A 12,060-nucleotide genomic window follows, 5' to 3' on the forward strand; every position below is an offset into this window, starting at 1 on the left:
ATGAGCACCGCCGTCTGCACCGTCATGTGCAACGAACCTGCGATCCGCGCGCCCTTCAACGGCTTCGAATCCGCATACTCCCGGCGAGTCGCCATCAAACCCGGCATCTCATGCTCCGCCAACCGAATCTGATGCCGACCCGACTCGGCCAAACCCAGATCAGCAACGGCGAAATCGAGGCCATTGACCTTCTGCAAATTAACGCTCATGATTCTTCAGCTCCGTTCCTCAGCGAGTTGGCCACGGCGCGTGGTGCCGCACGCACCACGAGCGCATGGCTTGAAAGACTTCCGCGCCGTGCGCGGGAAAGCGAACGAGTGCTCGCAGAAGCGCCCCTGCTTCCGCGGCAACACCGGTCGGCCGAAATGCGAAAAGGGCGCCTCCTCTCGGAGGCGCCCTTCACCGTCCTTCCGGCTGCACCGGTGGTCGAGCGTGGCGGACTTGGTCCGTTGCAGCGCCTCTCGACCATCGGCCGACACCACGACCTGACTGGGTCGCAGGGTGGCTCGATTGCAGCCCGAGATCGATTTGGCATCAAGTGTGGCAGGCTCCGCAGCGACGCGTCAACGCCGCTCCCGACCCCCGCGCGGGCGTGCTCAGGAATCCGCGGGGAGCACGCGCTGCCGCCCGTGCGCGGCGAACTCGGCTTCGAGCGCGGACTTGTCCTCGTCGCTCATCAAGCGGTAGTCCGGGCCGCCCCGGCCGGTCCACCAGTACACCGGGTCCGCGCACCGCCAGGCCCGCTCGCGCAGCACGTTCTTGCGCAGCTTGTCCGATCCCGTGGTCGGGAGTCCGGTCGAGACGCGGAGGAACCGCGGCACCGCCTTGGTTCCCAAATCCGGTTGCGCGGTGAGGAAACCGGCGAACTCCGCCGGGTCGAACTCGGCACCGCCGCGCAGTTCGACGGCCGCCATGGCCCGGTCGCCGGTGCGCGGATCGGGAACCGCGAACGCCGCGGCCAGCACGACGTCCGGGTGCCGCCGCAGCACCCGTTCCACCAGCAGCGCGGAGAAGTTCTCGCCGTCGACCCGGATCCAGTCACCCTGCCTGCCGGCGAAGTACAGGAAACCGCGCTCGTCGAGGTAGCCGAGATCACCGGTCCAGTACCAGCCGTTGCGGACCCGCTGCGCATCGGCCGTTTCGTTCTTGTAGTAGCCCTCGAACCGGGCGGCGGCCGCCTTGTCGACGATCTCCCCGATCGCCTCGCCCGGGTTGCGCAGCCGCCCGTACTCGTCCAGCCGGGCGGGCGGGCAGGTGCCCAACGTGTCCGGATCGACCACGGCCACCGCTTCGCTGGACGGCTTGCCCAGGGAATCCGGCGGCGCGTCCGGATCGTTGCGGACGTGCCCGGAGCCCTCGCTGGAGCCGTAGCCCTCCTGGAGCACGCAGTCGAAGCGGCGGGCGAACTCGGCCTGGTCCTCCGGGGACGCTTCGGTGCCGAAGGCGTGGGTGAGCGTGTTGTCGCCGTCGTCGTCGCGTTCGGGTGTCGCGAGCAGGTAGGCGATGGACTTTCCGACGTAGGTGAAGTACGTGATGCCGAAGTACCGGACGTCGTCGATGAACCGGGAAGCGGAGAACTTCGGCGTCAAGCACACGGTGCAACCCGCCGCCAGCGCCGGAGCCCACAGCGCCATCAGCGCGTTGCCGTGGAACAGCGGCATGCAGCAGTAGCAGACGTCGTCGGCCGTGACGCCGTACTTCTCGCCGGTGGCGTAGCCGAGGCGGGTGAGCCGTCCTTGCGTGCACCGCGCGGCTTTCGAGGTCCCGGTGGTGCCGGAGGTGAACAGCAGCAGGAACAGCGCGGACTCGTCGACGCCGTCGTGGGCATGCGGCGGTTCGGCGTGCGCGGTGACGAGTTCGCCGTACCCGGGCTCGTCGACCAGCAGGAACCGCTCCGGCGGGACGCCGATGTCGAGCCCGGCCAGCCGGTCCCAACCGGTCCGGTCGGTGATGATCAGCTGGCAGTCGACATGCCGGACCTGAGCTTCCAGGTCCGCACCTCGGTGCGTCGGGTTGATCCCGGCGATGGTCGCTCCGGCCAGTGCGGCACCGCCGAGCCAGAAGATGTGCTCCGGCACGTTCTCCAGCAGCACGCCGATGTGGAACGGGCCGTCGGCGCGGAACTCGCGGGCGATGGCCGCCCGGGCCGCGCTCTCCTGTACGACCTCGTCCCAGCTCCAGGTGCGCTCTCTGGTGCGCAGCCCCGCCTTGCGGTCGCCCTGCCGCGCCAACAGCTGGTCGGCGATCGTCCGTTCCATCGGCCGCTCACCCCTCGGGCACGAGCACGCAGCGGGTCCGCCGGTAGATCGTCGGCATGCATTTGTTGCAGTGGATGCACAACGACTTGTCGCGTTCGCCCGCCTGAATTCGGTTGATCAGGTCCGGTTCGCGCAGCAGCGCGCGGGCCATCGCCACGAACTGGAAGCCCTCGGACATCGCCAGGTCCATGGTTTCCTTACTGGTGATGCCGCCGAGCAGCACCAGCGGCAGCCGGACGGCAGCGCGGATCTGGCGGGCCTGTTCCAGCAAGAACGCATCTTCGTACGGGTAGCTGCGGATGAGGGCCTTGCCGACCAGTTGCACGCCGAGCTTGACGGGCTGCTTCATCGCACCGGCGAACTCCTGCAGCGGCGCGTCGCCGCGGAACAGGTACATCGGGTTGCGCAACGAACTGCCCGCGGTGAGCTCGATCGCGTCGACGCTGCCGTCGGCTTCCAGCCAGCGCGCGACCTGCGCGGCCTCGTCGACCCAGAACCCGCCGGGCGCCCCGTCGTCCATGTTCAGCTTCGCCAGCACCGCGATCCGGTCCCCGACCGCGTCCCGCACCGCGCGGGCGGTCTGCAACGCCGGACGGGCCCGGTTGCGCAGCTCGCCGCCGTAGGAATCCTTGCGGCGGTTGAGGTTCGGGCTCAGGAACGAGCTGATGAAGTAGTTGTGCCCGAAATGCAGTTCCACCGCGTCGAAGCCGCACTCGATCGCCTGCTCGGCCGCCTCGGCGTGCTGCCTGGCGATCCGGTCGATGTCGGCGGCGGAGGCGGCCTTGGTCAGGCTCATGCTCGCGGCGTGCAGCCGGCGGGACGCCGACAGCGCCGGAGATCCGAGCTCCAACGCCGGTGCGACCGGACCGGCGTGCCCGAGCTGGGCCGACACCGCGGCCCCTTCGTCGTGCACCGCGTCGGTGAGGCGGCGCAGCCCCGGCAGCGCCTCGGGACGCCAGTACAGCTGGTGCTTGGCCGAGCGCCCGTCCGGCGACACCGCGCAGTAGGCGACCGTGGTCATCCCGGCGCCCCCGGCCGCGACCTGGCGGTGGAACTCGATCAGGTCGTCGGACACCAGCGATTTCGGCGTCCTGCCTTCGAAAGTGGCTGCCTTGAGCACCCGGTTCCGCAGCGTCACCGGGCCGAGCCGGGCGGGTTGCAGCGGGTCGGGTGCGGACTGCGGCTCGCTCACTCGGGAACCTCCGTTCGGTTGCGCGGACGCCACGCCAAGCTAGCCCGCAGCGCCGCCGGGTCCGGGTCGCGATCCTGCTGACCGGGAGTGCGGACTGCGGTTTGAACTTCGTCTAGGCAGGCGCTCAGAAATCCGCCTGGCCGCCGTCGAGGGGGATGGTGGCTCCGGTCAGGTACCGAGCTTGCGGGCCGACGAGCATCGCCACTGCCTCGCCGATGTCCTGTTCGCAGTCGCCGACGTACCGCAGCGGGATCGTCTTGCGGAATTCCGCCGCCTCGGCCGGTCTCGCCTCGGCCCACGCCTCCAGACTCGGCGACAGCGCGTGCGGGGCGATGCAGTTGACCCGGATCCCGTCCGGTCCCCATTCCGCGGCGGCGGTGCGGGTCAGCGATCGGATCGCCTGCTTGGCCGCCGCGTAGGCGCCGTAGTTCGACGGATCCCAGCGCACCATCGCGGAGGTCACCAGGTTGATGATGTTCCCGCCGCGTTCGGCCAGGTGCGGATGGCACGCCTTCATGAACGCGAAGGTGGCGAACGGTCCACTTCGGAATCCTCGCTGGAAGTCGTTGTCCTTCATGGACAGCAGCGGTCCGAAGAGGCCGGAGTAAGCGTTGTTCACCAGGATGTCCACGCCGCCCATGGCCGAGACGACGTCCGCGACGAGCCCCGGGATCGCGTCCAGATCGGTGACGTCGCAGCCGAACGGCGCCGCGTTCGCACCGCGTTCGCGCACCAGTTCGCAGGTCCGCGCCAGCTTCGACTCCGTGCGGCCCAGCACGGCCACGGACGCACCGGCGCCGGCCAGCGCCAACGCGATCCCCTGGCCCACGCCCTGGCCCGCGCCGGTCACGATCGCGACCTTGCCGTCGAGATCTCCCATCGTGGCCTCCTGTCTCGCCTCCGCGGGCGGTCAGCTCCGGTCGCATGAGTTCGAGCGCGGCGCCAGCAGCAGCTCGGCGCCCATCCGGATGTCGGACTCCGCGTCCACAATGGACACTCGTGCGTTGAGGCTGGCCTGCAGCACGCCGTACCAGAGCTGCAGCAGCAACCGCACCAGCGCCATGTCCTGCGCGGTGGGCGTCCGGATGCCCAGCACCCGCAGGATCAGGCCGCGGAAGGTCCGGTCGATCCGGCCGACGTCGGGCACCGTCGCGGCGTTCGCGGTGTTCGACGACTGCAGCATGGCCACCGCGAGCGTTGGCTTGCGCAGCAGCTCCCGGCTGGCGCTGACCAGGACTTGCGCGACCGCTTCCGCCGGTTCGGCAGCCGGGTCGGGACCGGACCGGGTGCGCTCGTCGAAGCGCTCGACCCGGTCGGCCATCACCGCGGTGAACAGGTGGGTCTTGGACGGGAAGTAGCGGTAGAGCGTTCCGATGGCGACCCCGGCGTCCTTCGCCACCTCGTGCATCTGCACCCGCTCGAGGCCCTTCTCCGCGCCGATGTGCGCGGCGGCGCGCAGGATGCGCTCGCGCCGCTCGACCTGGCCGGGTGAGCTGGGCTCCGCAGCCGTCCTCGCCTCGGCGATGCGCGGCACTGGCACCCCTCCGTTCGCCTCGTCCGGCCCATGTGTATCCGACTCGGACCGGCGCCGGCCGGGCCGGTACCGGTGAGTGGGACCGGACCGCCGCCGGGACGCCGCGGCGCGGTTTTCTTCGGCGGCAGCGAATCCGGCCCGGGAGGACCGCATGCTCCGGTCTGTCGCGAACCACGTGCTCACCGCGCTGCTCGCGGTCGGCTTGACCGCCTCCGGCTGCTCCTCCGGAGGTGTCCGGCAGGAGCCGGAGCTCGCCCCGACGCGGGGAAGCCTGTCGAGCGCGGTCGAGCTCGACCACCGAAGGCTGCCCAGCGCGCGCAGCGAAGCGCTGATCACCTACGGCTCCGCGAACGCGCGGGACGAGCCGATCACCGTGACGGGAACGGTCTCGGTTCCCGCCGCGCCACCACCGGGCGGCTGGCCGGTGATCAGCTGGGCGCACGGGACCACCGGCACCGCGGATGCCTGCGCCCCGTCCGCGGACCGTCCTGGCGGACCGGCGCACTCCTACGTCGGACTCGTCGACCAGGTTCTGGACCGCTGGGTCGCGGCCGGTTACGCGGTGGTGCGTACCGATTACGAAGGTCTCGGCACGCCCGGCGAGCACCCTTACCTCAACGGCGTGAGCGAGGCGAACACGGTCGTCGACATCGTGCGCGCCGCGCGGCGGGCGAACCCCGGCATCGGCGCGGACTGGTTCGCGATGGGGCACAGCCAAGGCGGCCAGGCGGCGCTGTTCGCGGCCGCCGAACGGGTTCGTTCGGAGGTGCCGCTGCGTGCCGCAGTGGCGATCGCGCCCGGCGGTTTCCAGGTGGACCGGACCGCGGAGTTCTTCCGCGCCCGGGCCGGAACTCCGGAGGTGACCGCCGCGCTGCCGTTCCTGTCCCCGCTGCTGCTCGGCGCGGCCGCGGCCGACCCCGGCATCGCCGCGGACGAGCTGGTCGCCGACGAGATCCGCCCGCTGCTCGAGGTCGGTCGCACCGGCTGCCAGGACGACGTCCGGGAGGCCGCGGCGCGGATGCGGCCCCAGCGGGTGTTCCGGGACGACGCCGAGCTCGGTCCGCTCACCGCGTACCTGCGCAGCCAGGATCCGAGCCGGTTGGCCCTCGGCGTACCGACGCTGGTCCTGCAGGGCACCGACGACGCGCTGGTCGGCAAGCCGGGGACGGATCAGCTCGTCGGAATGTTGTGCCGCCGTTCTGGGCAGGTCAGCTACCGGGTCTACGACGGTGCCGAGCACCGGCAGGTGCTGGCCGAGTCCCTGCCGGACGCCGAGCGGTTCGTGGACGCGGTCCGCGCCGGACGGCCGCCTGCGGGCACGTGCACCTGAGCACCGGTCCCGGCCAGCGAGATCGCGTCGGTGGCGGCGAGCGCGCGCACTTATGTTCCGCAACCGGAAAGAGCACGGCCGCACACCGGAAGCAGTCGAAAGGCGCAAGCAATGGACCGCTCGACCTACGGCCCGTGGGCCGTCATCGCCGGAGGTTCGGAAGGCGTCGGCGAGTCGTTCGCGCGGCGACTGGCCGATGCCGGCATCAACAGCGTGCTCATCGCCCGCAAACCGGAACCGCTGCGAGCCACGGCCGAAGCGGTGCGCGCCGCCGGAGCCGAGGCCCGCACGCTCGAACTCGACCTGCTCGACCCGGCCGCGCTGGACGAGATCCACGCCGCGACCGATGACCTCGAAGTCGGCCTGCTGATCTTCAACGCGGGCGCGAACACCTACGGGCACGAGTTCGTCACCGGCGATCCGGACCGCACGCGCGAGGTCATCGACCTGAACATCACCGCGCAGCTCGCGCTGGCGCGGCACTTCGGCGAGGCGATGAAGAACCGGCGGCGCGGCGGAATCCTGCTGGTCGGGTCGATGGCCGGGTTCATGGGCCAGGCCGAGATCAGCGTCTACTCCGCGGTGAAGGCGTTCGGCCGGGTCTTCGCCGAAGGACTCTGGCTGGAGCTGCGCGAGTTCGACGTGCACGTGCTGGAACTGGTGCTCGGCGTCACGAGGACCCCGGCGATGCAGCGCGCCGGGTTGCGCTTGGACCTGCCCGGGCTCGACGTCGCCGAACCCGATGACGTGGCGCGGGAGGGTCTCGAGCACCTCGCGGACGGTCCGGTGCGGATCGCGGGTGGCAACGAGCGGGCGGCGCGCAAGCGCAACGAATTCCCCCGCGCGGACCGGATCCTCGCCGCGCACGAGGCGACCCGGCGCCTGATCGGCGGCTGAGCGGCGTCTTCCACCTGGAGTGAACGGACCGTTCGTCCCAATAGATTGGACGAGCAGGCCGTTCACTCGCTCCGCAGTCAGATCATGTTGCGCAACGGGCCCGGAGGCGGTTGCAGCCCCAGCTGCCCCAGCGCCGAGGCGTGCAGCACCGCTCCGGGCGCGTGGATCGCGTGCGCCAGGCCCATGTGCGCGTCGCGCCAGAAGCGCTGCATCGGGTTGTCCGACCGCATCGCGTTCCCACCGGACCGCGCGACGATCTCGTCGACCGCCCGCACCGCGCGCCATGCCGCCTGCACCTGCTCGCGGCGCCCGATCGCGCGCCGTTCGAAGGTGACTTCGTGCCCAGCGGCGACCAGGTCGTACATCCGGGAAGCGTTGTCCAGCAGGGCGGTCCGGGACGCGGAGATCTCCGCGGCGGCTTCGCCGATGGCGGTCAGCGCGTACGGATCGTCCTTGATCCTGGTCCCGGTGATCTGGGTGCGGCCGCGCTGGTAGGCGAGGTGGTGTTCGAGCGCGCCCTCCGCGATGCCGACGACCGCCGCGGTGATGCCGAGCGGGAACGCGCAGGAGAACGGCACGTGGTAGGTGGGGTTCGCCAGTCCGGCCTCCCGCGCGGCGGTGCCGTCGACGAGCTTGCGGAAGGGGATCACGCGCTGCGCCGGGACGAACGCGTCCGCGACGACGATGTCCTTGCTGCCGGTGCCGCGCAGCCCCACCACGTCCCACGAGTCCTCGACGATCTCGTAGTCCGCACGCGGCAGGACGAGGTGCAGGTGTTCCGGCGCTTCGGGTAGCGTGCCGTCCGGTTCCGCAACGCGGCCGCCGAGGAAGATCCAGTCGCAGTGGTCGGTTCCGGAGGAGAACTGCCAGCGCCCGCTGAAGAAGTAGCCGCCGTCGACGGGCCGTGCCACGCCCATCGGCGCGTACGGCGAGGCGATCCAGGTGTCCTGGTCCGGACCCCAGATGGCCTGCTGCAGAGCCGGGTCGGCCAGCGCCATCTCCCACGGGTGCACGCCGACGATCCCGGCGACCCACCCGGTCGAACCGTCCAGCGCGGCGATGGCCAGCACCGCTTCGGCGAACTCGCGCGGGTGCGCTTCCATGCCGCCGTGCTCGCGCGGCTGCAGCATCCGGATCACGCCGCACTCGCGCAACGCGGCCGCGGCTTCGCCGGTCAGCTTGCCAGCGGCCTCGTTGCGCGGAGCCTGCTCGCGGATCCGGTCCGCTGCAGCCGAGACGGCCTCGACCACCTGAATGCCCATGTCCTCCCACTTCCGGCCTTCTATCCACATAGGACCGTCATGTCACGCGTCGTGGCACCGCCGGAAACCGCGCTACGGCGCGATATCGCCGATGCACGCCGGTGGCGGTGCCGCGCGGAATCAGGGCACGACCCCGTCCGTCCACAACGGACCGACGCCTTCAGCCCTCCCGGCCCAAGAAGGCCAGCACGGCGCTTTCGAACGCCTCCTGCTGCTCGATCATCACCCAGTGCCCGCAGTCCGGGAACACGTGCAGCTCGGCGGCCGGAATGGTGCGCATCGGCACCAGGGCCATGTCCAGCGGGCTGACCCGATCGTCCCGGCCCCACGTCAGCAACGTCCTAGCACGCACCTTGTGCAGCTGCGACCAGTACGGCGGCGCGTCCGAAGCGGCCATCGCCTCGGCCTGCCGGGCCAGCGCCTTGCTGCTGTACATCCGGCGGGCCGCGGCGAGCGTGTCCGGATCGGTGGCCTGCGCCCAGCGCTGCTCGACGAGTTCCTCGGTGACCAGCGACTGGTCGTGCACCATCGAACGCAGCCAGCGGACCAGCTTCTCCCTGGTCGGCTCGTCGGTGAACTCCGCGAGCAGCTTGATCCCCTCGCCCGGCCCGGGACTGAGCAGTTGCGCGCCGACGCCGCCGATGGTCACCAGCCTGCGGACGCGCTCCGGAGCCGCGATGGCGACCCGGGTGGCGACGAGCCCGCCCATGGAGTTGCCGATCACGTCGACCTGATCGAGCCCGAGCCCGTCCAGGAACCGCAGCACCGCGTTGCCCGCCGCGAGCATCGGGTGCTCGTCGGTCGGGTCGCTGACGCCGAAACCGGGGAATTCCAGCACCAGGCAGCGGAATCGCTCCGCGAAACGCGGGAGGTTGCCGCGGAAGTTCCGCCAGCCGGTCACGCCCGGACCGGAACCGTGCAGCAACAGCAGCGGCGGGCCCTCGCCCGCCTCGTGGTAGCGCAGCACTCCCTGATCCGTCGCCAGTTCCCGCGCCGTCGACTCGTGGTCCATGTCCCGTCCTCAGCCCATCGCGCCTGCCGGTGGACGGTATTGCCGCGCCCGCGTGCGGCGGAGCCGCAGTCCCGATCAGCGGGAGCGCCCCCGGTCAGCCCGAGCCGCCCGGCTCGCGGGCGGCGACCAGCCGGTCCGCGGGCTGCGGGGCACCGGCCGGCCGCTGGTTCGGCGGTTCCGGGGCCAGGTTCAGCGAAACGCGGCGGGCCGCGTTCAGCACCAGCGGGCCGAGCGCCTCGAGCGGCGCGGCCGGACCGCCGACGACCGACAACGCCGCGAGCGAACCGTCGGGGCCGTGCACGGTGGCCGCGACGCAGGCGATGCCGGGAGCGCATTCCCCGCGTTCGTAGGCGAGTCCGCGGCGTTGCCGGATCCGGCTCAGCTCCGCGTGCAGTCCTGCCGCGTCACCGATGGTGCTGCTGGTCAACCGGGTCATCCGGCCTGCCACGCGGGAATCGACCTGTTCCGGTTCCAGCACCGCCAGCATCGCCTTGCCCAGCGCCGTCGAGTGCGCAGGCGCGCGGCCGCCGACCCGCGAAGGCACCGCGGCCGCGGCCGGACCGCCGACCTTGTCCAGGTAGCACACCTCCGACCCGGCGAGCACCGCCAAGTGCACCACCATGCCGGTGCGGGTCTGCAGTTCGTGCAGCACCGCCGCGGCGGCTTCGCGGATCGCACCGTGCTCGCCATCCGGCCCCGCGAGGTCGAGCACCCGCCTGCCGAGCCGGTATCCGGACGACGTGTGCTCCAGCCATCCCAGCCCGGCGAGCTGGTTGAGGATCCGGTGCGTCGTCGACCGGGGCAGCCCGCTGAACCGCGCGATGTCCTCCAGGCTCCGGTGGTGGTTGCGTCCGTCGAAGGTGTCCATGATCAGCGTCATCCGCTCGACCATCGAGTGCGGCGGACCGGCCGCGGTCGGGGAACTGCCAGCGGTCATCGTCGACCTCCCGAGCCAACCGGAATTGAAACGAATTCTGGTAGCCAACCTAACAGCGCGCCGCGAGCGGAGGAAGGCGTCACCGGCGCCGAGAAAGCCCGCGCAGCACGGGAAACTCCCGCTGAACGGGACATCGTGAAGCGCCGCAACGTGCACCGTTGTAGAAACACGTTCTCCATGCGTGTTCAGGGAGGTCGGCAGTGCGGATCGGGATCGTCACGCCGGTCGTGGTGCAACTGCCCGGCTCGCACGACGAGTGGGAGCGCGAGGCGGGCATCGACCAGCTCGCCCTGATCGCGGCGACCGCCGATCGCCTCGGCTTCCACCACCTCACCTGCAGCGAGCACGTCGCGGTTCCCGCCGAGGACGCCGCGCAGCGCGGCGGCACCTACTGGGACCCGCTGGCGACCTTCGGCAACCTCGCCGCGCACACCGGCCGCATCCGGCTGGCGACTCAGGTCGTGGTGCTCAGCTACCACCATCCGCTCGCCATCGCGAAGCGCTACGGCACGCTGGATCGCCTCAGCGGCGGCAGGCTCGTGCTCGGCGTCGGAGTCGGCAGCCTGCGGGCGGAGTTCGACCTGCTCGGTGCACCGTTCGACGACCGCGGCGCGCGGGCCGACGAGGCGATGCGGGCGTTGCGCGCCTGCCTTTCCGCCCGCGAGGCGGCTTTTCACGGCGAGTTCTACGACTTCGACGACGTGGTGGTCGAACCGCACGCGGTCCAGGACGAAGTCCCGATGTGGGTCGGCGGGCGCACCCGCCGCTCGTTGCGGCGCGCACTCACCCTCGGCAACGGGTGGGTGCCGTTCGGCCTGCCGCTGGCGGAGATTTCCTCGCTGCTGGCGCGGGCCGAGCCGCCTGCCGGGTTCGACGTCGTGCTGAGCCCGAACCATGCGTTGGATCCGACCGGCGCCGCGGCATCGGCCGCCCGCGCACTGGATCGGCTGCGCGAAGCCGGGGCGACCATCGCCGGCGTGCGGATCACCGCGGCTTCCGCGGAGCACTACTGCGAACAGCTGGCCGCGTTGCGCGAAATCGGGCGGGAACTCGGATTCTCGTTCGACTACGCGAGATCGGACGGAACACGATGACCGATGTGCAACGCCTCGAACTGCTGGAGCGCCGGTTGCGCGCGCTGGAGGACGAAGCGGCGATCACCCGGCTGATCGCCGCCTACGGCCCGCTCGTGGACAGCGGTAGCGCCGAAGCCGTGGCCCAGCTGTGGGAAGCCGACGGTGACTACGACGTCGACACCGGGGGAATGCACGGGCACGCCCAGCTTTCCGCGATGGTCCGTTCCGGAGCGCACCAACGGCTGATCACCGACGGCTGCGCGCACTTCGCCGGACTCCCGCACGTCGTGCTCGACGGCGATCACGCGGTCGCGACCTGCCACTCGCAGCTGATCACCAAGCACGGCGCGGAGTTCCGGGTCCGGCGCGCCACCGCGAACCGCTGGGAACTGCGTCGCGGCCCGGAAGGCTGGCGCGTGGTGCGCCGCACCAGCCGGCTCCTCGACGGCCGGGCCGAAGCGCGGCGACTGCTCGCGGACGCGGGCGTGCTGAACCGGTGAGCACGCTGCGCCGCACGTTGCTGATCGTGTTTCGGAGAGGCGCGTCTCCGCGAAGTACCAGC

General features: G+C 71.2%; 12 protein-coding genes. 4 read left to right on the top strand and 8 right to left on the bottom strand.

Translation table 11 applies throughout. From position 1 onward, the window contains the following. From INP57_RS18585 to INP57_RS30085, 5 genes are all read right to left on the bottom strand, one after another. A partial coding sequence (locus tag INP57_RS18585; RefSeq protein WP_200071546.1) for an adenosylhomocysteinase occupies window positions 1-209 on the bottom strand: 209 nt, incomplete at its 3' end. A gap of 387 nt (window positions 210-596) precedes the next feature. After that, window positions 597-2,258, bottom strand: coding sequence for a steroid-22-oyl-CoA synthetase (casI, locus tag INP57_RS18590; RefSeq protein ID WP_200071547.1), 1,662 nt, complete (start codon window positions 2,256-2,258; stop codon window positions 597-599). A gap of 7 nt (window positions 2,259-2,265) precedes the next feature. Continuing rightward, window positions 2,266-3,450, bottom strand: a complete 1,185-nt coding sequence (locus INP57_RS18595) for an NADH:flavin oxidoreductase (RefSeq protein ID WP_200071548.1) — start codon at window positions 3,448-3,450, stop codon at window positions 2,266-2,268. Between the two features lie 124 nt (window positions 3,451-3,574). Then, a complete protein-coding gene (locus tag INP57_RS18600) occupies window positions 3,575-4,330 on the bottom strand; it encodes an SDR family NAD(P)-dependent oxidoreductase (protein WP_200071549.1) in 756 nt (251 codons plus the stop codon). Between the two features lie 30 nt (window positions 4,331-4,360). Further along, window positions 4,361-4,984 (bottom strand): TetR/AcrR family transcriptional regulator, encoded by a 624-nt coding sequence (locus INP57_RS30085; RefSeq protein ID WP_200071550.1) that lies wholly within the window; start codon window positions 4,982-4,984, stop codon window positions 4,361-4,363. Between the two features lie 151 nt (window positions 4,985-5,135). Here INP57_RS30085 and INP57_RS18610 point away from each other — a divergent pair, with 151 nt between their 5' ends. Next, on the top strand, window positions 5,136-6,314 hold the full coding sequence (locus tag INP57_RS18610) for an alpha/beta hydrolase family protein (protein WP_200071551.1): 1,179 nt from the start codon (window positions 5,136-5,138) through the stop codon (window positions 6,312-6,314). A gap of 111 nt (window positions 6,315-6,425) precedes the next feature. After that, window positions 6,426-7,211: an SDR family NAD(P)-dependent oxidoreductase gene (locus INP57_RS18615; RefSeq protein ID WP_200071552.1), complete on the top strand. Its 786-nt coding sequence runs from the start codon at window positions 6,426-6,428 to the stop codon at window positions 7,209-7,211. A 77-nt stretch (window positions 7,212-7,288) separates the two neighbouring features. Here INP57_RS18615 and INP57_RS18620 read toward each other — a convergent pair whose 3' ends face one another. From INP57_RS18620 to INP57_RS18630, 3 genes are all read right to left on the bottom strand, one after another. Further along, window positions 7,289-8,473, bottom strand: coding sequence for an acyl-CoA dehydrogenase family protein (locus INP57_RS18620; RefSeq protein WP_200071553.1), 1,185 nt, complete (start codon window positions 8,471-8,473; stop codon window positions 7,289-7,291). 160 nt (window positions 8,474-8,633) lie between these two features. Further along, window positions 8,634-9,485: an alpha/beta fold hydrolase gene (locus INP57_RS18625; protein ID WP_200071554.1), complete on the bottom strand. Its 852-nt coding sequence runs from the start codon at window positions 9,483-9,485 to the stop codon at window positions 8,634-8,636. Between the two features lie 94 nt (window positions 9,486-9,579). Continuing rightward, window positions 9,580-10,422: an IclR family transcriptional regulator gene (locus INP57_RS18630; protein WP_200071555.1), complete on the bottom strand. Its 843-nt coding sequence runs from the start codon at window positions 10,420-10,422 to the stop codon at window positions 9,580-9,582. 200 nt (window positions 10,423-10,622) lie between these two features. On the opposite strand from INP57_RS18630, the gene INP57_RS18635 reads away from it, so the two are divergent. Together INP57_RS18635 and INP57_RS18640 are read left to right on the top strand one after the other, a co-directional pair. Continuing rightward, window positions 10,623-11,516 (top strand): LLM class F420-dependent oxidoreductase, encoded by an 894-nt coding sequence (locus INP57_RS18635; RefSeq protein WP_200071556.1) that lies wholly within the window; start codon window positions 10,623-10,625, stop codon window positions 11,514-11,516. Then, on the top strand, window positions 11,513-11,998 hold the full coding sequence (locus tag INP57_RS18640; RefSeq protein WP_200071557.1) for a nuclear transport factor 2 family protein: 486 nt from the start codon (window positions 11,513-11,515) through the stop codon (window positions 11,996-11,998). Before INP57_RS18635 ends, INP57_RS18640 begins: the two co-directional genes overlap by 4 nt. Window positions 11,999-12,060: the final 62 nt, after the last annotated feature.

Origin of the sequence: Saccharopolyspora galaxeae (assembly GCF_016526145.1) — a bacterium.
Taxonomy (GTDB): Bacteria; Actinomycetota; Actinomycetes; order Mycobacteriales; family Pseudonocardiaceae; genus Saccharopolyspora_C; species Saccharopolyspora_C galaxeae.

Excerpts from the sequence above, each read along its gene's own strand:
- INP57_RS18630 (WP_200071555.1), bottom strand. The coding sequence starts at position 10,422 with ATGACCGCTGGCAGTTCCCCGACCGCGGCCGGTCCGCCGCACTCGATG.
- INP57_RS18640 (WP_200071557.1), top strand. The coding sequence starts at position 11,513 with ATGACCGATGTGCAACGCCTCGAACTGCTGGAGCGCCGGTTGCGCGCG.
- INP57_RS18615 (WP_200071552.1), top strand. The coding sequence starts at position 6,426 with ATGGACCGCTCGACCTACGGCCCGTGGGCCGTCATCGCCGGAGGTTCG.
- INP57_RS18600 (WP_200071549.1), bottom strand. The coding sequence starts at position 4,330 with ATGGGAGATCTCGACGGCAAGGTCGCGATCGTGACCGGCGCGGGCCAG.
- INP57_RS18620 (WP_200071553.1), bottom strand. The coding sequence starts at position 8,473 with ATGGGCATTCAGGTGGTCGAGGCCGTCTCGGCTGCAGCGGACCGGATC.
- casI (WP_200071547.1), bottom strand. The coding sequence starts at position 2,258 with ATGGAACGGACGATCGCCGACCAGCTGTTGGCGCGGCAGGGCGACCGC.
- INP57_RS18625 (WP_200071554.1), bottom strand. The coding sequence starts at position 9,485 with ATGGACCACGAGTCGACGGCGCGGGAACTGGCGACGGATCAGGGAGTG.
- INP57_RS18610 (WP_200071551.1), top strand. The coding sequence starts at position 5,136 with ATGCTCCGGTCTGTCGCGAACCACGTGCTCACCGCGCTGCTCGCGGTC.